The sequence below is a fragment of the Prochlorococcus marinus str. MIT 9201 genome (assembly GCF_000759955.1).
Classification (GTDB): Bacteria; Cyanobacteriota; Cyanobacteriia; order PCC-6307; family Cyanobiaceae; genus Prochlorococcus_A; species Prochlorococcus_A marinus_G.
Window position 1 is genome coordinate 213,792 of record NZ_JNAL01000018.1, and the last position, 19,445, is coordinate 233,236.

At 31.4% G+C, this 19,445-nt stretch carries 22 protein-coding genes; 8 read left to right on the plus strand and 14 right to left on the minus strand.

Annotated features, from left to right (window positions below; all coding sequences use genetic code 11):
• Window positions 1-105 precede the first annotated feature (105 nt).
• The gene (locus EU95_RS00460) at window positions 106-1,227 is read left to right on the plus strand and encodes a trypsin-like peptidase domain-containing protein (protein WP_032522986.1); all 1,122 of its coding nucleotides are present in this window, start codon (window positions 106-108) and stop codon (window positions 1,225-1,227) included.
• On the opposite strand, the gene EU95_RS10020 is transcribed toward EU95_RS00460, so the two are convergent.
• Window positions 1,224-1,376 carry a hypothetical protein gene (locus EU95_RS10020; protein WP_193742504.1) on the minus strand — a complete coding sequence of 51 codons (153 nt, stop codon included), beginning with the start codon at window positions 1,374-1,376 and terminating at the stop codon, window positions 1,224-1,226. The two genes, EU95_RS00460 and EU95_RS10020, sit on opposite strands and share 4 nt — an antisense overlap.
• A gap of 111 nt (window positions 1,377-1,487) precedes the next feature.
• Window positions 1,488-3,116: an ABC-F family ATP-binding cassette domain-containing protein gene (locus EU95_RS00455; RefSeq protein ID WP_032522987.1), complete on the minus strand. Its 1,629-nt coding sequence runs from the start codon at window positions 3,114-3,116 to the stop codon at window positions 1,488-1,490.
• 72 nt (window positions 3,117-3,188) lie between these two features.
• On the opposite strand from EU95_RS00455, the gene EU95_RS10025 reads away from it, so the two are divergent.
• A complete protein-coding gene (locus EU95_RS10025; protein ID WP_193742505.1) occupies window positions 3,189-3,365 on the plus strand; it encodes a hypothetical protein in 177 nt (58 codons plus the stop codon).
• Here the strand turns inward: EU95_RS10025 and EU95_RS0109225 are convergent.
• Both EU95_RS0109225 and EU95_RS00450 read right to left on the minus strand, forming a co-directional pair.
• Entirely contained in the window at window positions 3,343-3,573 is a 231-nt protein-coding gene (locus tag EU95_RS0109225) for a hypothetical protein (RefSeq protein WP_032522988.1), read from the minus strand. The genes EU95_RS10025 and EU95_RS0109225 overlap by 23 nt on opposite strands.
• A 33-nt stretch (window positions 3,574-3,606) precedes the next feature.
• A complete protein-coding gene (locus EU95_RS00450; RefSeq protein WP_032522989.1) occupies window positions 3,607-3,945 on the minus strand; it encodes a hypothetical protein in 339 nt (112 codons plus the stop codon).
• A 118-nt stretch (window positions 3,946-4,063) separates the two neighbouring features.
• On the opposite strand from EU95_RS00450, the gene EU95_RS00445 reads away from it, so the two are divergent.
• Window positions 4,064-4,366 (plus strand): ribbon-helix-helix domain-containing protein, encoded by a 303-nt coding sequence (locus EU95_RS00445; protein ID WP_032522990.1) that lies wholly within the window; start codon window positions 4,064-4,066, stop codon window positions 4,364-4,366.
• 6 nt (window positions 4,367-4,372) lie between these two features.
• Here EU95_RS00445 and EU95_RS00440 read toward each other — a convergent pair whose 3' ends face one another.
• From EU95_RS00440 to EU95_RS00425, 4 genes are read right to left on the minus strand one after another with little or no spacing between them, the layout of a single operon-like run.
• Window positions 4,373-5,077 carry a potassium channel family protein gene (locus EU95_RS00440; RefSeq protein ID WP_032522991.1) on the minus strand — a complete coding sequence of 235 codons (705 nt, stop codon included), beginning with the start codon at window positions 5,075-5,077 and terminating at the stop codon, window positions 4,373-4,375.
• Window positions 5,078-5,095: 18 nt separating this feature from the next.
• Window positions 5,096-6,499: a potassium transporter TrkG gene (locus EU95_RS00435; protein WP_032522992.1), complete on the minus strand. Its 1,404-nt coding sequence runs from the start codon at window positions 6,497-6,499 to the stop codon at window positions 5,096-5,098.
• Between the two features lie 4 nt (window positions 6,500-6,503).
• Window positions 6,504-8,312 carry an SLC13 family permease gene (locus EU95_RS00430; RefSeq protein WP_032522993.1) on the minus strand — a complete coding sequence of 603 codons (1,809 nt, stop codon included), beginning with the start codon at window positions 8,310-8,312 and terminating at the stop codon, window positions 6,504-6,506.
• 49 nt (window positions 8,313-8,361) lie between these two features.
• A complete protein-coding gene (locus EU95_RS00425; RefSeq protein WP_032522994.1) occupies window positions 8,362-9,555 on the minus strand; it encodes an NAD(P)/FAD-dependent oxidoreductase in 1,194 nt (397 codons plus the stop codon).
• A gap of 95 nt (window positions 9,556-9,650) precedes the next feature.
• Between EU95_RS00425 and EU95_RS00420 the strand changes: the two genes are divergently transcribed.
• Window positions 9,651-10,373, plus strand: coding sequence for a phosphoadenylyl-sulfate reductase (locus EU95_RS00420; protein ID WP_032522995.1), 723 nt, complete (start codon window positions 9,651-9,653; stop codon window positions 10,371-10,373).
• Window positions 10,374-10,388: 15 nt separating this feature from the next.
• The gene (locus EU95_RS00415) at window positions 10,389-11,084 is read left to right on the plus strand and encodes a type III pantothenate kinase (protein WP_032522996.1); all 696 of its coding nucleotides are present in this window, start codon (window positions 10,389-10,391) and stop codon (window positions 11,082-11,084) included.
• On the opposite strand, the gene bcp is transcribed toward EU95_RS00415, so the two are convergent.
• Window positions 11,076-11,543, minus strand: coding sequence for a thioredoxin-dependent thiol peroxidase (bcp, locus tag EU95_RS00410; RefSeq protein ID WP_032523081.1), 468 nt, complete (start codon window positions 11,541-11,543; stop codon window positions 11,076-11,078). The genes EU95_RS00415 and bcp overlap by 9 nt on opposite strands.
• On the opposite strand from bcp, the gene EU95_RS00405 reads away from it, so the two are divergent.
• Entirely contained in the window at window positions 11,543-12,199 is a 657-nt protein-coding gene (locus EU95_RS00405) for a 4'-phosphopantetheinyl transferase family protein (RefSeq protein WP_032522997.1), read from the plus strand. The two genes, bcp and EU95_RS00405, sit on opposite strands and share 1 nt — an antisense overlap.
• On the opposite strand, the gene EU95_RS00400 is transcribed toward EU95_RS00405, so the two are convergent.
• The 5 genes from EU95_RS00400 to EU95_RS00385 form a co-directional block, all read right to left on the minus strand.
• Complete coding sequence (locus EU95_RS00400) at window positions 12,196-13,485, minus strand: replication-associated recombination protein A (protein WP_032522998.1); 1,290 nt, start codon at window positions 13,483-13,485, stop codon at window positions 12,196-12,198. The two genes, EU95_RS00405 and EU95_RS00400, sit on opposite strands and share 4 nt — an antisense overlap.
• 33 nt (window positions 13,486-13,518) lie before the next feature.
• Entirely contained in the window at window positions 13,519-15,156 is a 1,638-nt protein-coding gene (locus EU95_RS00395) for an alpha-D-glucose phosphate-specific phosphoglucomutase (RefSeq protein WP_032522999.1), read from the minus strand.
• Window positions 15,157-15,188: 32 nt separating this feature from the next.
• Complete coding sequence (locus tag EU95_RS09655) at window positions 15,189-15,359, minus strand: hypothetical protein (protein WP_032523000.1); 171 nt, start codon at window positions 15,357-15,359, stop codon at window positions 15,189-15,191.
• 25 nt (window positions 15,360-15,384) lie between these two features.
• Window positions 15,385-16,482, minus strand: a complete 1,098-nt coding sequence (locus EU95_RS00390) for a DUF4912 domain-containing protein (protein WP_032523001.1) — start codon at window positions 16,480-16,482, stop codon at window positions 15,385-15,387.
• 268 nt (window positions 16,483-16,750) lie between these two features.
• Complete coding sequence (locus tag EU95_RS00385) at window positions 16,751-17,098, minus strand: hypothetical protein (protein WP_032523002.1); 348 nt, start codon at window positions 17,096-17,098, stop codon at window positions 16,751-16,753.
• 95 nt (window positions 17,099-17,193) lie between these two features.
• Here EU95_RS00385 and sufB point away from each other — a divergent pair, with 95 nt between their 5' ends.
• Both sufB and sufC read left to right on the plus strand, forming a co-directional pair.
• Window positions 17,194-18,636, plus strand: coding sequence for a Fe-S cluster assembly protein SufB (gene sufB, locus EU95_RS00380; protein ID WP_032523003.1), 1,443 nt, complete (start codon window positions 17,194-17,196; stop codon window positions 18,634-18,636).
• A gap of 21 nt (window positions 18,637-18,657) precedes the next feature.
• Complete coding sequence (sufC, locus tag EU95_RS00375; protein WP_032523004.1) at window positions 18,658-19,443, plus strand: Fe-S cluster assembly ATPase SufC; 786 nt, start codon at window positions 18,658-18,660, stop codon at window positions 19,441-19,443.
• Window positions 19,444-19,445 lie beyond the last annotated feature (2 nt).

A 19,445-nucleotide genomic window follows, 5' to 3' on the forward strand; every position in this document is an offset into this window, starting at 1 on the left:
AAATTAATAAATCATTCTCTTGATTAAATTAATTTATTTAGTAGTTATATTTAAATTACATTAATTTAGAGCATTAATCTTTCGAAGTACATTAGAAATTAAAAATTGACAACATACATCCAAAAATTATTACTAATCGCCTTATTCATTACGGTAGGCATTAAACTTCCTGCAAAAGTAATATCCCAACCATTAAGCAAATCAAAAATTAATGAGGTTAATATATTTTCAAAAAAATCTTTCATAACTGAAGCTGTAGAACGAACTGGTGCTGCTGTAGTGACAATTGATACTCAAAGATATGTTAAGACAAGAAAATTTCCAAGAAATTCTCAACTATTTCTGGACCCATATTTTGAAAGATTTTTTGGATTAGATTTACCTAATAACAATCAACAAAGGATAGAGCAAAGCCAAGGGAGCGGATTTATATTTGCAGATGGACTTATAATGACAAATGCTCATGTTGTTAATCGATCAGATAAGGTAATTGTTGGTTTAACAAATGGCAAAAAATTTAACGCTAAACTTATAGGGCAAGACTTTTTTACTGATTTAGCTGTACTAAAAATTGAAGGAAAAGGACCTTGGCCAAAAGCAAAATTGGGCGATTCAGCAAAGATTAAAGTTGGTGATTGGGCTATAGCAGTAGGAAATCCATTCGGACTGGAAAACACAGTTACACTTGGAATTATTAGTAATCTAAATAGAAACGTCACTCAATTAGGAATATATGATAAAAAACTTGAACTGATACAAACAGACGCTGCTATTAATCCTGGTAATTCTGGAGGTCCACTATTGAATAGCGATGGAGAAGTAATTGGTATTAATACCTTGATCAGATCAGGTCCAGGTGCTGGTTTGAGTTTCGCAATCCCAATTAATAAAGCTAAGGAAATTGCCTATCAACTTTTAAAAAATGGAAAAGTAATACATCCTATGATTGGGATTAGCCTAATAGAAGAAAGTAATTCTGAGAGAAAAGACAATGTTGTAAAAGTTGGATATATAGTACCTAACAGTCCAGCTCAAAAAAGTGGAATCGAGATAGATGATATTTTAATAAAAGTAGGCAATAAAGATATTGAAACCGCATCTGACGTTATAGACCAAATAAGTAAAAATGGTATTAATAAACAAATCAATATATTACTAAAGCGTAGAAATAAATTAATTAAATTAAAAGTAATACCAACTGATATAAGTAATATACAAAATAACTAAAAGATTTTATTGTCATTTTCTTTAAGTATTTCCACACACCTAGCAATACATTTACCATCCTGAATATTACAGGTTGTAATGCATTCAAAATAACTTTCAATAGGATCAGAAATTTGAAACTGTTTTTCTTGGAAATCGTAATTTTTCATATCAATCACAAAAACTTATTTTTGTATTTTTAAGATTAATCAAGGACCGTAAACTATGTAAAGATAAATGAGTGATCTTACTTAGCCAGATGCAAACTTTATTAAAAGTAATCAAATTTTATTATGGCTTTGAGTTTTTTCTAAAAAATATTCGTAATTACCACTGTATGAAAATAACTTCGAATCTTTAATTTCAACAATTTTATTTGCAACCTTTGAAATAAAATATCGATCATGAGAAATAAGTAATAATGAACCTTGATAATTTTTAATTGCTAATTCTAAATTTTCTTTAGATTGCAGATCCAAATGATTAGTAGGTTCATCTAATAGTAGAAAATTACTTGGATTCATAATCATAAGAGCCAATGCTAATCTTGCCTTTTCTCCACCACTGAGTTGTTTAATATATTTAAAAACAGTTTCATTTTGAAAACCAAAACCTCCTAAAAATGTTCTTACTTTTTTTTGGGACCATTCTGGAGACTGATCACATATTAAATCAATCACTCTTCTCTCAAGTGAAAGTGCTTCAGCCTGATTCTGTTCATAATAGCTAGTAATTATATTATGTTTACCAAGATTAATTTCTCCAATTTCAGGAGATATTTTTTTCATAATAATTTTAAGCAATGTAGACTTACCGCAGCCATTAGGCCCCAAAATTGCTATTTTCTCCCCCGCAGAAACCTTTAAATTAACATCTAAAAAAAGAATTTTATCTTCAAAACTGTGAGACAAATTTTTAATATTTAAAACTAATTTTCCTGAGCGCGGGCACTCTGGAAAATTAAAAACAGGACTTTTTGATTTTGCTATGGGAGCCTCAATTTTAGAAATCTTTTTTAATTGCTTTTCTCTACTCTTTGCTTGAGAACTTCTAGTTGCACTAGCTCTAAATCTATCTATATACCTCTTCTGTAACTCAATTTCTTTTTGTTGTAATTGATATGCCTTATTTTGTGATTCTTCATTTAAAGATTTCTGTTCGACAAAAAAAGAATAGTTCCCGTTATATATTTCAGATATTCCTCTATCTACAAAGATAATTTTTTTACATAATTTGTCTAAAAAATATCTATCATGGCTAATTATAACGACTGCAATCTTAAGGGAAGATAGATATTCTTCCAACCAAAAAATCGTCTCTAAATCTAAATGATTGGTTGGTTCATCCAGTAATAGTAAATCAGGTTTTTGCAAGATTATTTTTCCAAGTGCAACTTTCATCTGCCAACCCCCTGAAAAATTACCAACTAATTGATCAGCATCTTCTAAAGAAAAGCCTAATTTTGGTAATATTTTTTCTACATCAGATTGCATTTTATAACCACCTAAAGCTTCAAATTTTGCTTGATATTTTGCGAGCTGATTTACAAATATTTCAAGTTCATCGGGATGTATTTTTATATCCAATGATTTCATTTTATTCTCAATTTCTAAAAGTTTATTAGCAATAATTTGTATATCTTTAAAAGAACTTTCTAATTCCTGTCTCACTGAAAAATTCAAATTACAATCAAACTCCTGTTTTAAATGTGCAATTTTAGGATTTCCCTCTTTGATGATCGTTCCACTTGTTTGCTCTACCTCTCCAATTAAAATCTTAAATTGGGTTGATTTACCTGCACCATTAGAACCAACTAAGCCTACTTTTTCTCCTTTCTTTATCTCCCAATTAATATTTTTTAAAACAACATCCGTAGAATAAATTTTGCTTACACCTTCAAATCTAATCACTGTTTTAAAAATAGAATTTACAAAATCTGTGGCTTATTTACTAAAGAATATTTTGTGGAATAAAATCAAATCATGAAAAGAATAGAACAAATTGTAGTGATTTTCATAGCTGCAGCTCTTGCAATTCCAAGTTATTGGTTTTTTTGGACTCTAGCTGGTGGAGGTGGCTACAACAAAAGAATAAATCCTATGACTAATCCAAATCAAAATCATTCGAAACCTTTCCCTAAAGACCTCCTCGAGCCTTAATTAACCACATTTTAGTTGCCTCATCATCAATAGTACTCAAATATTCAATAACCTCTTCTTTAGTCACAGAAATATTTAACTCATTGCCAATATCGCATATTTTATCTAAAGCTTTTTGGGGATTAGTTAAAGCTGTCATAAACAAACTTTGTTTTTTTTTGGAATCGTTGGCTATTAACTTATAGAGCTTTTCAGCGTTACAGGACATTTTTAAAAATCTATTTATTAATAGATTATTACTTCAAGCTACAATTTGTTCATTATATTTATTAATAGATAAATCATTATCCTCATCTTTTATTTCTTTTGCAGAGGCATCTGCCATACTTCTTGCGTCTAAACATAGAACTTTTCTTAATTTCGCAAAGTTGGCTGCGTGAGATTTTCTACCATCTTTCTGAGCATAATATTCAGACTGCTGAAGAATATGGTGAAGATGAGTTAACAAATATGGACTAATTACAGCTGATACCAAAACATCACTATTTTCATTATCGTGAACGTCAGCATTAACTAATCTTTTTTTCTTTTTATCAATTATCGACCTTTTTGGAGAATCAAGTTTTCTTGAATTTTTCATGGGGTAATAAAAACAATTAATTGATACGGACATAAATTTCCATACTAATAATATACACAAAGATAGTATCCTTGACTAACTGTGTATACTTATAAGTAACAGTTATCAACTTTGACTCATGGCTACCCGTCAAAAATCAACTAATGGGAAGCCTAAATCCCCCAGAATCCAAGTAGTTCTTCCAGAATTAATTTGTCAACAATTAACTGTTTTAGCCAATAATGAATCAAGGACAGTTAGCAATATGGCAAAAGTTTTAATACAGGAGGGTATAAAAAAATACTTTGAGAAAGAGGATAAACCAATTTTCTCAGAAAATAATTTAAATACCGATAAATTTAGAGACGAACTTGAAAAGCAAAGCATCAAAAGATTAAAAGGAGCTCCGCAAAGAATTAGATATCTTAAAAAGTCTGATTAAAAATAGTTAATTCTGGGGCAATTTCTGTAAATCTGCAGTTTTTCCCATAACTACTAAAATGTTTCCTCTTTCCAATATATATTTTGCAGGAGGATTAACTGTTAACTCTTCCGCAGGGCCAGCTGCAAGAACATTTACTAAATAATTTTTCCTCAAATTTAAATCTCTCAAAGATCTGCCAATAAATTCCTCTGGAACTTTAATTTCATCTATACCAGTTTGGTTATCTAGTTCCAATCTTTCAATTAAATTTGGTCTTACTAGTTCTAAACCTAATCTTTCTCCTTGCATTCTGGAAGGAAAGACAACTTTGTCAGCACCTACTCTTTTTAACATTTTTTCATGCAAGTCACTTGTCGCTCTTGCTATTACTCTTTTTACTTTGCTACCTTCACTATCCTTGGCAATAAGTGTTGTAGTTATACTCGCTTCAATAGGTTCACTTATACCTACCACGACAGTACTCATTTCAAGAATTCCAGATTCTTTCATTGACTCTTCATCAGTACAATCTACAACTCTAGCTTCTATGGAAGGTTCCAATTGTCTCAAATCATCAATAGCTTTTTCGGAATAATCTGCAGCCAAAACGTCTGCACCATTACTTATCAGTTCTCTACAAACGGCAGTTCCAAATCTGCCAACGCCAACAACTGCAAAAGTGAGGAGTTCTTTTTCCCTTTTTTGAGACCACTGCCACCAATCAGCCATAATAAAACTCAATCAAACCTAAACATAAAGATCAGCCTTAGGATAGCCAATTCTCTTTTGTCTATCTATTCTACTCTTGTAAAGAGCCTGCCAAAGTGCACTTAATAGCAAAAGAATACCAAGTCTGCCCACAAACATACCAACAATAAGAATAAATTGGCCAAAATGATTTAATTTTGCAGTTAAACCAATATCAAAACCAACAGTTGCAAATGCAGATATACAAGTGAACAAAATTTCTAAGAATGTGAAAGATTCTTTTTTAATAAATGTATTAGTTGTACTTAACAGCATTGCCATTAAAAGAACGAAAAGCAAGGATCCTACTGTGATTCCAACTGCCTTTAAAATAACTTTATCTGAAATTAATCTATTGCTTATTATTACATCTTTCTGACCTCTTAAAGTTGATCTAGTTGCAGCCATTAAAGCAATAAATGTAGTTGTTTTTATGCCTCCACCAGTACCTCCGGTACTTGCTCCGATAAACATCAAAGTCATTAATAACAATAGACCAGTATCTGATATTGAATTCAAAGAGATTGGATAATTTGTAAAGCCTGCAGTTCTTGCACTTACTGTTTCAAAGATTGATGATAATAACCGTTCAAACAAAGTCAAATCATTAAAAAATTGACTATTAAGCAATGATTCAGTGATAAAGAATCCTAATGATCCGAACAATATTAGAGACAAACTTGTCCTAATAACTAGTCTGGAATGAAGACTTAATTTTTTATAAGAAAGATTTTGTTTATTACTCCAAATATCATCAATAACCCTCCAGCCCAATCCACCCATAACAATGAGAAAAACAAAAACACTATTCACTAAATAATTTGTTCTATAGTCTTGAAGACTATTTGACATTAAAGAAAATCCTGCATTGTTATATGCAGATATGCTATGAAAAATCGAAGACCATAGTCTTTCCCAATTATTTTGAATGTCTACAAATCCAAATGAATACAAAACAATTGCGCCCAATGATATGATACTAATCGCCGTAATAGCAATGCTTTGAAAGGTTCGACCAATTCCTCCAACTCCAAATTCATCTAAAGTCTTTCCTTTATCCAATCTAGTTCTTAGCTTTGTCCCCTTTACAACAAATCCTTGTAAAAAAGTTGTAATAGCCATTAATCCTAAGCCGCCTGATAAAAGCATTAAAGCCAAGAAAACTTGGCCAAAGAAATTTAAATCAACGCCAATATCTATTATGGTTAAACCGGTCACGGTTATAGCAGAAGTTGATGTAAAAAATGCTTCCCACAAACCAACCTTTGAAGATGAACATAATGGAGAACTCAAAATTAAAGTTCCAAGGCAAATAATAAAAAAGCCCGTAACAATAGTAAATTGAGGTACAGATAGCTTTTTGTAAGCATCTTTTAACTTATAAACCTTACTTTTGAATTTCACGATATTACCCGTAATTTAAAATTATCAATGCTGGCACAGTAAATGACATTATAAGTGTTAATCCAGCTCCGTATTTTGCGATATCAAAAAATCTATATCTTCCAGGACCATAAACCATTAAGTTGGTTTGATAACCCATTGGAGTCAAGAAAGATTGACTTGCACCGAATAAAACAAGCATTATTAAAGCGCTTGGCGAAATTTCTAAAACATTTGAGAATTCAATAGCAACAGGCAAAATCAAAGCAACTGAAGCAGCATTACTTATAAATTGTGTAAGAATAACTGTAGATACAAAAATTACAACCAGTGCAAAATAAAGAGGCATTCCATTAAGGGCAAAGTTTAGATTGACTGCAATTAAATCTGCTAATCCTGTTACCTGCATAGCTACACTAAAGCATGATAAAGATCCCAACAATAAAATGACGTCTAACCTAATTGATTTTTGTATCTCTGCAGGTCTTAAACATCCACAAGCAACCATAGCAATTACTGCCAAAAGAACTGAACCTACCAATGGAATATTAGAAACCGAAGGCAAAACCACCATTCCTATTGCAATTCCAATCGATATAGGTTTTTTTATCAAGAAAGGTAAATCATCTTCGAATTGATCTAAAATAAGCAAATCATTACTAGCTTGCAAACCTCTTATTGAATCTAATGGAGCTTGCAATAATAAAACATCTCCAGCCCTAAGAACGGCTTGGCCTAATCTCTCCTGAACAGTTTGTTGACCTCTTCTAAGTGCCAGAACTGTTGCATTATGGCGCTGCCTAAATCTTAATTCTCTTAAACTTGCACCAGCTAGAGTTGAGCCAGCTGGTAACAAGGCTTCAAATGTCTTAGTACCTTCATCATCTGAGAAAACATTAGTTCCATCGAAGGATGTTTTGTTTTCGCCTAAGAGAATTGTATGTTCCTGCTGCAGCCTAAATAAGTCTGCCCTTGTAACACGGATTATCAATCTATCATCTGGTTCAATCTTTCTATCAGCCAAAGGAGGAAGAATAACTTTTCCATTTCGTTGCAATTCCAGAACATCAACGTCAAATCGCCTTTGCAATCTACTATTTCTGACAGATTGTCCAACCAATTCTGAATTAGGAGGAATAGTAACTTCAGTAAAATATATATTCATATCACCATTTTTAATAAATTCCTTATCTCTCCCTCTATCTGGCAAAAGCAGATCAGAAACTAGAATCATATAGGTTGTACCTATAAGCCATACAGGAATTCCGATTGAGGTCAAGCTAAATAATTCCAAAGCCCCATAACCTAACTGTTGACTAATTTCACTTACGAGAAGATTTACTGAGCTACCCAATAATGTCAGAGTTCCGCCTAGTAAAGTAGCAAAAGAAAGCGGCAATAAAACTTTTGATGGAGATATATTTCTCCGTTCACACCAACCTTCAATTAAAGGCAACAAAGATGCCACTACGGGAGTATTAGGTACAATTCCAGATATTGGAGCAATTAAAAAAGCTATTAAAGAAATCAACTTCCTTGGCGTTCTAATACTTTCTGAAGAAATCAATTCTCTTACTCTGTCTAAAGCACCACTTTTAAATAATGCAGAAGAAACTGCAAATAAACCCATAAGGGTAATTAAGGATGGACTACCAAATCCAGCTAAAGCTTTTTCAGGAGAAAGAACTCCTGTAGCTATAAATATTCCAACACATAACAAACCGGTTAATTCTGGCGCAATGGTATTTTTAATAAACAAAATTATTGACATTATTAAAACAACTACCGTTATAAACGAATCAAAATTATTACTAACTACTGCAATGAAATTCATACGAAACTTATTTAACTCAATATACCCAAAAACAATATTTCAAAAAAGTTTAATTGGAATTATCTTTTTTGAGAAACTTTTTTAAAAAAGATTTTTTTTGGAATATCCATGAAGATGCAGATTTTAAGCTTTCAGTAATATCAGGCAACTTGGAAGCATATATAAGTCTTCTTGCCTCAAAAGCCAGTTTCCCCGAAAAAGTAACCCCAAGTCCAGAAATTGAGGCTTCCCCTATTCCTAGGCTAATCATTTCACCATTATCTTTAAATTCAAAGGGTAAAGTATCTTTTCCTTGAATTGAAAGTTCTAAATTATTAGCTAGATGATTTCCTTCCTGCATAGCGACTTGCGCAGTTATGGGTAAATCTTCCATCCCTTCAACAACTGAAATATCGCCAATAGCAAAACAGTTTTTATAGTTTTCTATTTGAAAATTATTATTAACTAAAATTCTTCCAAATTTTTTTGTTATTTGATCAGTTTCTAAATAAGACAAATTAGGTTTAACTCCTGCAGTATAAATAACAATATCTTTATCTAAAGAAGTGATTCCAACCTCACTTGAAATAATAATTTTAGTTTCTGAGACTTCTTTCACTGTAGAATTCAAAAGAATATTGATTTGTCTTTTTTCTAATGCCTTCTCTGCTTGTTCTCTATTGAAAATTTTGTTTTTATTAAGGATCTCATTTGATTTTTCTATTAAATTAATTTCAAATTGTTCTTTAAATATATCTTTAATTTTGCAAGCCAACTCGATGCCAGAAGGACCACCTCCAATTATAAATAACTTTCTATTGAAGGCAGTTTCTTGTGATTTTTTTAAAAAAGAATTTAATTTATTTAGATCGTGAAAATCATTAAAAAAATAACAATTTTCATCTACACCTTTTATTGAAAAACTATTTGGAACAGATCCTGTACAAATAACAAGATACTGATAACCTAATTTTAAATCGTCACTAAATTCAAGAATATTTTCTTTGAAGTCAATCTTGGTTAAACAATTTTTTAAAAAAGTTATACTGGCATCAGAAAAAATATTTGCAAATTTTGGGGTGGCTTCCCAGCTTCTTATTTCTTTACTTAAAACTTCGTACATTAAAGGTTTAAATATAAAGTTAGTTTTAGAATCAACTACAAGAATCGGTAAAGAAGGATTAAGTTTCTTTAAAGTTAAAGCAAATGTCATGCCTGCAAAACCTGCTCCAACTATTACTATTGGTTTTTGTCTTAATTTCATTTGAGAAATATTGTTATGCGTAAATGTATTATTAAACTATAAGAATAATTTTTAAATTGAGCGAAATAACATTAAACTCATCACCAAATTGAAGAATGATTGAAAACATCCAAAAAGATATTCAAACTAACATAAGAAAATATAATCAAGAGCTAGTAAATATCAAGCCTCAAGAAATGCTTACATGGGGTTATGAAAAGTTTGATAATCAATTTGCTATTACAACAAGTTTTGGTATACAGTCATCAGTCCTTTTAAATATGGTCAATAAATTACATCTCCAAAAAAAAATCAAAATATTTTGGATAGATACAGGTTATCTACCTGCAGAAACATACTATTACGCTGAAAAGCTTATTGAAGATTTATCTTTAGAAGTAGAAGTTCTGCAAAGTGAATTATCTCCAGCAAGAATGGAGGCTAAATACGGAAAACTTTGGGAAACAAGTAAAGAGAGTGATTTAGATAAGTATCACGAGTTAAGAAAGATAAAACCTTTAGAAAATGGTCTAGAAAAATATAATATTTCCTGCTGGGCAAGCGGTGTTAGATCAAGTCAAACGGAAAATAGAAACAGAATGAAATTCCTAGACGTAATTCGTCAAAGACTTTCTCTAAGACCTTTATTAAATTGGACAAATAAAGATATTTTTTATTACATGGAAGAGAATAATTTACCTGCTCATCCCCTTTTTATAAAAGGATATTCTTCTGTAGGCGATTGGCATTCAAGCGGTCCTGATGGAATCGAAACAAAAGGTAGAGATACAAGATTTAGAGGGATTAAACAAGAATGTGGGATACACACTAATAATTAAATTGATCATAGAACAATGGTCTCAGATATAAATTTTTTATTAGTAGGCAATAGTAGGCTTCATTGGGCAAAATATTCTAAAAATCGATCTCAATTTTTCCATACCAAAAAAGAGGAAAAAGTTCCCGAAAATATAAATCTTGATCAATTAATTTGGGCTTCTGTAGGAAAACTACCAAATTTTTTGCTGAAAAAAGAAAATGAAATAAAAACTAAAGATATTCAGTTATCAAATCTTCCTGATTATTTTGGAGTTGATAGAGCTCTTGCCTGCATTGCAGCTTTAAAAATTATTGAAAACCCTTTAAAAAAAGATTTACTAATTGCAGATTTTGGAACAATATTATCAATAACAAAATTGAACTCAAATGGATCAATCATTGGAGGACAACTTGTTCCAGGTTTTCTAACACAATTTAAATCAATGGAACAAAATACAACAAATCTTAAAGTTCCTAAGAAATATAATATTCCGAGCCAAGATTTTTTAATTAATACAGAAGAAGCAATTTTAAAAGGAGTAATCAACTCTCTTACTGGACTAATTAATAGTTTATTTAATCCCGCTCAGGATATTTTAGTAATCTGTGGAGGAGACTCTGAATTCCTTACGAAATCTATAAAGACTCAAAAACAAGACATTATCAATGCTCCTAATTTAGTTATGCAAGGGATGATTATTCATTACTTGTCCGTAATAAAATTACTTTAACCCAAGATCTGCAATTATATGATCAGCCATTATTGCTGCTTTTATCTTTAAGTAAATTTTTTCGACGTTACCATCAGTATCAATCAAAAAAGTATTTCTCATCATTCCCATATATTCTTTTCCCATGAACTTCTTAAGTCCATAGCTATCGTAATCAGAAGAAACTTTAAAAGGTTCAGGATCAGTTAAAAGAATAAAAGGTAATTTAAATTTTTCTATGAACTTCTGATGAGAGGAGGAATTATCTTTACTAATACCAAGCACAACAAAATTATTTTTTTGGAGTAAATCCCAATTCTCTTTAAAATTACAGGCTTCTTTAGTACATCCTGGAGTATTATCTTTTGGATAAAAATATAGTATTATTCTCTTACCTTTAAAATCACTAAGAGAAACTTCTTTCTCAGAAGAATCTTTTAATTTAAATTCTGGTGCTTTGTCGCCAACCTTAAGAGCCATTGAAATTATTAAATGAGTATGAATATAAAATACCAAAAATTTGGTTTTATGAGATTAAAGGTGTGCAAGATGTCGCAACGGCAGAAGAAATTAAAACTGCAAAAAGTCTATCAAGTTCAAGATCAAAGATTTTTTTAGAAACAAGAGCTTATTTACGACACTCACTTTCAACACTTTTTGATTTAGATCCTCTAGAAATTTCGATTAATGCTCATCCTGGAGAACCTCCAAGTTTACCCTCAGGCATGGGAAATATAAGTTTAAGTCATTGTAAAGATGCTATTACTATAGTCTGGCATAAAAGCAAAATAGGGATTGATATTGAAAGAACAGATAGAGATTTTAACCATGTAAAATTTGCAGAAAAATATTTTTTTCATACCAATCAATCTATTCATAATAATTATTTGACAAAAAAAATGATATTAAATCAATGGTGCGCTGTTGAAGCGGCTATAAAATGGGATCATGGAAAATTAGCTAAAGACATAAACCATTGGCAGTATTTTGAAAAGCCAAAAGAGTTAATTCATAAGAAGAAAAACATTCATTTAAATTATTCGCAAATTAACTTTTATAATTGGACTATTGCTTTAGCTTACGAAGAAAAAACTTCTTTAAATTCTGAGATTATTTGTTGTTCGAAAAATTTTTAATTTTCTTTTCTTTTAAGCAGTTCTTCATATCTACTTTTCTCCCATCCATTATTATTTGGTTCCCATATTTTTAGATCTCTTAAAGATTTAGGGAGATATTCTTGGGCGACCCAATTGCCTGGATGATTATGAGGATTAACATAACTATTAGAATTATTTTTTAAATGAAGTGGAACATCAAAAGCAGTGGTAGATTTTATTGTTTCAATTGCTTTAAAAATACTTTTCGTACTATTACTTTTTGAAGACATAGCCAAATATAAAGAAGCCTGCGTTAAAAAATATAATCCTTCTGGAAAACCGACTCTATCAAAAGCATCACAACAGGATTTTACAACTACTATTGCATTGGGATCAGCCATCCCAATATCTTCACTGGCAGATATGAGTAGTCTTCTAAAAATAAAATTAGGATCTTCACCAGCCTCCAGCATATTTGCAAGCCAGAATAAAGCTGCATCTGGATCAGAACCTCTTATGGACTTGATAAAAGCACTTATTACATCGTAATGATTTTGACCATTTTTATCGTAAACAATATTTTTCTTTTGAATTGCATCCTCTGCTATTGAGAGATTAATATTGATTTCTTTTGCATCATTTTCAGCAGTTGTTTCTATGGCCATCTCTAAGGCATTGATTAATATTCTTGCATCACCTCCAGAAAATTTAGTCAAATGACTTATTGCATCCTGGGTTAAATAAACCTTTTTTGAATCTTTTTGTTTTGAATAGTAGGATATTACTTTTTGTATTATTTTCTGCAAATCATTTTCAGCCAAAGGTAGTAATGTAAAAATTCGAGACCTACTAACAAGCGCTTTATTAACAGCAAAGAAAGGGTTTTCAGTTGTAGCACCAATAAAAGTGATAGTTCCATTTTCTATTGAAGGTAATAGAGCATCTTGCTGAACTGATGTAAATCTATGAACCTCATCGATAAATAAAATTGTTTTTCTGTTTGAATTTATTAATCTATCTTTTGCATTAGCAATTTCATTTCTTAATTCTTTAACACTTGATAATACTGCATTTAACTTAATTAATTTTGAACGCGTGTTAGAAGATATAATTTCAATTAGAGTAGTTTTTCCAACACCAGGAGGTCCAGAAAAAATAAAATTACTAATTTTATCGTTTAATATTGCACTTCTTAAGAGGGAAGTATCATTCAATATTGGTTGTTGACCAAAAAAATCTTCCAAATTCTTTGGTCTTAATTTATCTGCCAAAGGTGTATTGTTTTCTATTTTAGAATAATTAGTAAATAAATTTTCTGAATGCATATAAATAAAATCGAAAAATCATTACTTTCAATTCTATGTAATTACTGTAGGAGTTTCCATTTGAGTAAGTTTTGAGATATTTAATAAAGTATCTAAATCATTTATTAGAGGTTTCAAAGCGACCTGAGGATTTAACGAAAGATTCTGTTGAGGATTGAAAAATTTCTCAAAGTATAGTCTTAATGTTGCACCCTTAGTTCCAGTTCCAGAGAGACGCACAATTACTCGGGAATTATCATCAAGCACCAACCTTAAACCTTGATTTTCACTTATGGAATTATCAACAGGATCCAAATATGAAAAGTTATCTGCAATTTTAACTAAATGGCCAGCAAAATAAGTTCCTTTTAAATTTGCGAGCATAGAAGTTAGATTACCAAAGATTTGATTAGCAATATTTGAAGGAATTGCCTCGTAATCATGTCTTGAATAATAATTCCTACCAAATTGTTCCCAATGATTTTGCATCAAAGCGCTTACCGAGCATTTTTTCTCGGCTAAAATTTGCAACCAATAAAGAACTGCCCATAATCCGTCTTTCTCTCTTACATGATTACTACCTGTTCCGAAACTTTCTTCTCCACATAAAGTAATTAAATTAGAATCTAAAAGATTTCCAAAAAACTTCCAGCCAGTTGGAGTCTCGAAACAAGGTATATTTAATGCTCGAGCAACATTATCAACCGCTGAGCTAGTTGGCATAGATCGTGCCACACCTGAAATGCCGTCTTTATACCCAGGAACAAATTTGGTATTAGCAGTTATAACTGCAAGACTATCACTAGGATTTACAAAACATGCACTTCCTAAAATCATATTCCTATCACCATCTCCATCGCAAGCAGCACCAAAACTATAAGATTTTTTATTCAATAACAAATCAGCTAAGTGGGATGCGTAAGTAAGATTAGGATCAGGGTGTAAACCTCCAAAATCTTCTAACGGATTACCATTCATAACACAATCATGCTCAAGACCCATTTTTTCAACAAAAATATTTTTTGCATAAGGTCCCGTAACTGCATTCATTGCATCAAAAATTAACGAGAAATCTTTTTTTAGAAAATCACTAATTTGATCAAAATCAAAAATTTTTTGCATCAAATCAGAATAATCTTTCAATCCATCAATAATTTCTAGGGTAGTTTCCTCGTAAGAATAAGTTCCATATTCACTAAAATCAGGTAACTTAATTTTGCAAATTTTATAATTAGTTAGTAATTGTGAGGCCTTAAAAATCTTGTTGGTAATTATCTCAGGAGCTGGGCCACCATTGGAGATATTCAATTTAACTCCAAAATCCCCATCAATCCCGCCAGGATTATGACTTGCAGAGAGAATAATACCACCAACAGCGTTTTCTTTTCTAATTAAATGAGATGTCGCAGGAGTAGATAATAAACCGTATTTTGGGACAATAACCTTTTGAACTTTATGTGCAACACAAATTTGTACAATTTTTTCTATTGCTTCAATATTGCCATATCTGCCATCACCACCAACTACTAATGTTGAGTCTTTTAAATCTTCCAATGATTGTAAAATTGCTTCAATAAAAATTTCTAGATAATGTTCTTCCTGAAACTTTAAAGTACTTTTTCTTAAACCAGAAGTTCCTGGTTTTTGATCTAAAAAAGGAGAATTTATATTAATTTCTTTAACTTGAATCATATTTTTAGGAAACTTCCAAAAATCTAACTAAATTAATGAGGCATTTCGGAAGTTCTTAACATAGCGATAAACCATAATGAAGAAATTAATAATGCACTAAGAATTCCATAGTTAACACCAAATTTAGAAATTGTAATTGGAACAACTAATGGAAACGTTAATGCTCCAAACAAGGGTGTAAAAGCTACAATTTTTTTTAGCATTAATTTAATAAATTAATTTAATAAATTAGAACCATTCTGTTTCAGCTTTATCTTTTTCATTAGTATCGTCAAGTGGTGTTGTTCGGTCAAATTTCATTGATATGCTTTTTTCTTGCTCACCAGAAACATCAACAGCTTTAATATCATATTTCTGAGTCCCGTCTCTAAATGGAACTTGAATTTTAAAGGTACCATCAGCAGCAAGGGGTACCTCTTCTCCGCCTATTGTCAATTTTGCAGAAGGCTCTGTAGCTCCATAAACAATTAATTCAGCATCAGCAACGAGCCAAAAAGATCTATTTTTAACAATCCCACTTCCAGAATCATTTAAACCAGAAGACCATTTACCAGCCCCTGAATCTGTAAGATTATCATTGAGATTTGTTGAATTTACATTTTCCATAAATTCTTCAGAACCAATTTTTCTTCTGAGAGGGATGTTAGTTGCTGCTTGATATAACCTTTCATGCATACCATTTTCTTCTGAAATAACAGGAGTTGAGATGTCTGGGATTGACTCAGGATTAGAATCCAAATTAAAAGGAACAAATTTATCAAGGATTTGCTCAGAGGGACGAGATCCAGGCACATGGCTTACAGAAGAGAATGCCAATGACATCCAGTTAAAACCATATTTATAACCTAACTCAACTTTATAGTCTCTATCTGCAAGTGGGATTGGCAAGTACCACTCAGTACTATAACTATCAACTGCTATCTCTCTTAGTGTTCCTTGATTCAAATTACTTCCTTCAGAACCAGATGCATCAAATAATCGTAAACATAATTTGTTCGCTCCCAATGATTGTGCTTTTTCTCGATCCGCATCAGAAATTTGCCAGAAAACGTATGCCCAATCTGGATCTCGAGGTAGGAAAACTACATTTGTTTTAACTTCTTCATTGCTACTAAAAGTATTGGACTCAAAATTTTCTTCAAATTTTGGTTGGGATGAAATTGATAACGTTTGGGAAGATTTTTCTTGATATTTTAGTATTAAATCGACTAGTACAGCTTTTGTTTTACGGCTGTATAAAGGTACTGATAATTTACTTGCTTCTTGACGTAATTGTCTGAGGGTAAGTGAGAGTAATTGATCTTTATTCATGATCCCATCAGCCACTTTAAATTCTCCGTTTTTGTTTGGGATCAGTATGTTCTTTTTTTTAGGGAATTGTGTGTCTTTTTACCCTGTCGTCAGCATCCTCTGACTACTCAAAAATTCTCAAAATTCATACTTCTCGTCAAAACAGTTGGTATCAATACAATTAATCAATTTTCAATTTTTTTTAAATGTAAATTAATTTTCTTTTTTTTTAAATTTTATTACCTAAATTTGTTAACGACTCAACAAAAATATATTTTTTCTTCGGGATCAATTTTAAGGGCTTCTATCTTTCTTGAACTAGAAGTACTAGATCATCTATTTCTAAATCCTGAATATTTTTACCTATTTTTTTTGAAAAAGTAATTAGTTTGTTTGAAGTAGATTCTAATTGATGATAAAAAAGATCACTAAATTTTTTATCATCAAATTTTTTTGATTGATTATCACACCACTCTCTCAGGAGCTTTTTACTTTCAAAACTATTATCTGAATTGATAATTTTTAAAATCTGGAGACAATGAGCAAGTATTCTAATATGGTGCCTCTGCATTATTGTTAGATCAAGATTATCAATTTCTTGAATAGTTTGTATGTTTAAAGGGTTTGATAAGGGATCAAAATTATTTGACATTAATTTTTAGTTTTAATAAAGGAAAAAAACTCAATATTGGGGGTATCTTTCGTTAGAGTATATAGAGCATATTGTAATAAGTTATTTTGGATAACATGGTTAACGAAAATTTAGTTAAAGATGTAGTAAAGGAGCCTTACAAATATGGTTTCGTTACAGACATTGAAACTGAAAAAATTGCAAAGGGATTGAATGAGGACATAATAAGACTTATTTCACAAAAAAAAGAAGAGCCAAAATACCTCCTTGATTTTAGATTAAAAGCTTTTGAAAAATGGCAAAAAATGGATGAACCTGATTGGGCAGGATTGGGATACAAACAAATCGATTATCAAGATATTATTTATTATTCTGCTCCCAAACAAAAAGAAAAAATTTCCAGTTTAGATGAAGTTGATCCCAAACTTCTTGAGACTTTCGACAAATTGGGAATACCTCTTACTGAGCAAAAAAAACTTACAAATGTAGCAGTAGATGCTGTCTTTGATAGTGTTTCTATAGCTACAACATTTAGAGAGGAACTGGCTGAACATGGGGTTATATTTTGCTCAATCAGTGAAGCAGTAAAAAATCACTCTGATTTAATTGAAAAATATTTAGGTACAGTAGTTCCAGCTAGTGATAATTATTTTGCAGCACTAAATTCTGCTGTTTTTAGTGATGGTTCTTTTGTTTATATACCAAAAGGTGTTACATGTCCAATGGACCTATCTTCCTACTTCAGAATTAATAGTGGAGATTCTGGACAATTCGAGAGAACTCTAATCATTGCTGAAGAATCTAGTTCTGTAAGTTATTTAGAAGGCTGCACAGCACCTATGTTTGACACAAATACCTTACATGCTGCAGTTGTGGAACTCATAGCTCTAGACGATGCCTCTATAAAATATTCAACAGTACAAAATTGGTATGCGGGGGATGAAGAAGGTGTTGGAGGCATTTTTAATTTTGTCACTAAAAGAGGAAAATGTTTAGGTAAACGAAGTAAAATTAGCTGGTCTCAAGTTGAAACAGGGTCTTCAATTACATGGAAATATCCTAGCTGTCTCCTTTTAGGGGAAGAATCTGTGGGAGAATTTTATTCAGTAGCACTCACCAATAATCTTCAGCAAGCAGATACCGGCACAAAAATGATCCATATTGGCCCCAAAACCAAATCAACTATTGTTAGCAAAGGTATAAGTGCAGGTAATTCAACCAATAGCTACAGAGGCCTTGTCAAAATGGGAACAAAAGCAGCAGGATCAAGAAATTACAGTCAATGTGATTCAATGTTAATAGGAGATCAAGCTTCTGCAAATACATTTCCTTATATCAAATCACAACAACCCAATTCTGAAATTGAGCATGAAGCAAGCACATGTAGAATCTCTGAAGATCAACTTTTTTATCTCCAAAGCAGAGGTATAGAATTTGAGGAGGCAGTATCTATGATGGTCAGTGGTTTCTGCAGAGATGTATTTAATCAATTACCTATGGAATTTGCTGCTGAAGCTGATAAGTTACTAGCGCTTAAACTTGAGGGATCAGTAGGTTAATTCATCAATTTCTAAACTGATATGCAAAGTAAAATGAAAGAATCAGATCCAATATTAGAAGTTGAAAATCTCTTTGCATCTACTGATAATCTTCCAATTTTGAAGGGAGTTTCACTAACTGTCTATCCTGGAGAAATCCATGCCATAATGGGAAGAAATGGATGTGGCAAAAGTACTCTTTCGAAAATCATTGCAGGACACCCCTCGTATAATATTACAAGTGGCGACATAAAATTTTCAGGTGAAAATATCAACTCTTTGGAACCTGAAGAAAGATCTCAATCAGGAATTTTCCTTGGTTTCCAATATCCAATAGAAATTCCCGGCGTTAGTAATCTTGAGTTTCTTAGAGTTTCAACGAATGCTAGAAGGAAATTCCTTAACAAAGAAGAATTGGATACTTTTGATTTTGAGGAATTAGTTAAAGAAAAGTTAGAACTCGTTAAAATGGATCATGCATTCTTATCAAGGAGTGTAAATCAAGGATTTTCCGGGGGTGAAAAGAAAAGAAATGAAATTCTGCAAATGGCTTTGCTTGAACCCAAGATAGCAATATTAGATGAGACTGATTCTGGACTAGATATTGATGCTCTTAGAATAGTCGCATCAGGAATTAAAAAAATATCTAATGCACAGACTGGAATTATATTAATTACTCACTACCAAAGATTACTTGATGAAATTGAACCAACTTATGTCCACGTTATGGCAGATGGACAAATCATAAAAACTGGGGGAAGTGATCTTGCTTTAGAACTTGAAAAAAAAGGTTATGAATGGACTGATAACTTTGTAAAAGAGACTTAAAT

What these genes read in the sequence shown, in the direction of transcription:
- EU95_RS10020 (WP_193742504.1), bottom strand. Translation starts at nt 1,376, where the DNA reads ATGAAAAATTACGATTTCCAAGAAAAACAGTTTCAAATTTCTGATCCT.
- EU95_RS10025 (WP_193742505.1), top strand. Translation starts at nt 3,189, where the DNA reads ATGAAAAGAATAGAACAAATTGTAGTGATTTTCATAGCTGCAGCTCTT.
- EU95_RS0109225 (WP_032522988.1), bottom strand. Translation starts at nt 3,573, where the DNA reads ATGTCCTGTAACGCTGAAAAGCTCTATAAGTTAATAGCCAACGATTCC.
- EU95_RS00450 (WP_032522989.1), bottom strand. Translation starts at nt 3,945, where the DNA reads ATGAAAAATTCAAGAAAACTTGATTCTCCAAAAAGGTCGATAATTGAT.
- EU95_RS00445 (WP_032522990.1), top strand. Translation starts at nt 4,064, where the DNA reads ATGGCTACCCGTCAAAAATCAACTAATGGGAAGCCTAAATCCCCCAGA.
- EU95_RS00440 (WP_032522991.1), bottom strand. Translation starts at nt 5,077, where the DNA reads ATGGCTGATTGGTGGCAGTGGTCTCAAAAAAGGGAAAAAGAACTCCTC.
- EU95_RS00430 (WP_032522993.1), bottom strand. Translation starts at nt 8,312, where the DNA reads ATGAATTTCATTGCAGTAGTTAGTAATAATTTTGATTCGTTTATAACG.
- EU95_RS00425 (WP_032522994.1), bottom strand. Translation starts at nt 9,555, where the DNA reads ATGAAATTAAGACAAAAACCAATAGTAATAGTTGGAGCAGGTTTTGCA.
- EU95_RS00420 (WP_032522995.1), top strand. Translation starts at nt 9,651, where the DNA reads ATGATTGAAAACATCCAAAAAGATATTCAAACTAACATAAGAAAATAT.
- EU95_RS00415 (WP_032522996.1), top strand. Translation starts at nt 10,389, where the DNA reads ATGGTCTCAGATATAAATTTTTTATTAGTAGGCAATAGTAGGCTTCAT.
- bcp (WP_032523081.1), bottom strand. Translation starts at nt 11,543, where the DNA reads ATGGCTCTTAAGGTTGGCGACAAAGCACCAGAATTTAAATTAAAAGAT.
- EU95_RS00400 (WP_032522998.1), bottom strand. Translation starts at nt 13,485, where the DNA reads ATGCATTCAGAAAATTTATTTACTAATTATTCTAAAATAGAAAACAAT.
- EU95_RS00395 (WP_032522999.1), bottom strand. Translation starts at nt 15,156, where the DNA reads ATGATTCAAGTTAAAGAAATTAATATAAATTCTCCTTTTTTAGATCAA.
- EU95_RS09655 (WP_032523000.1), bottom strand. Translation starts at nt 15,359, where the DNA reads ATGCTAAAAAAAATTGTAGCTTTTACACCCTTGTTTGGAGCATTAACG.
- EU95_RS00385 (WP_032523002.1), bottom strand. Translation starts at nt 17,098, where the DNA reads ATGTCAAATAATTTTGATCCCTTATCAAACCCTTTAAACATACAAACT.
- sufB (WP_032523003.1), top strand. Translation starts at nt 17,194, where the DNA reads ATGGTTAACGAAAATTTAGTTAAAGATGTAGTAAAGGAGCCTTACAAA.
- sufC (WP_032523004.1), top strand. Translation starts at nt 18,658, where the DNA reads ATGCAAAGTAAAATGAAAGAATCAGATCCAATATTAGAAGTTGAAAAT.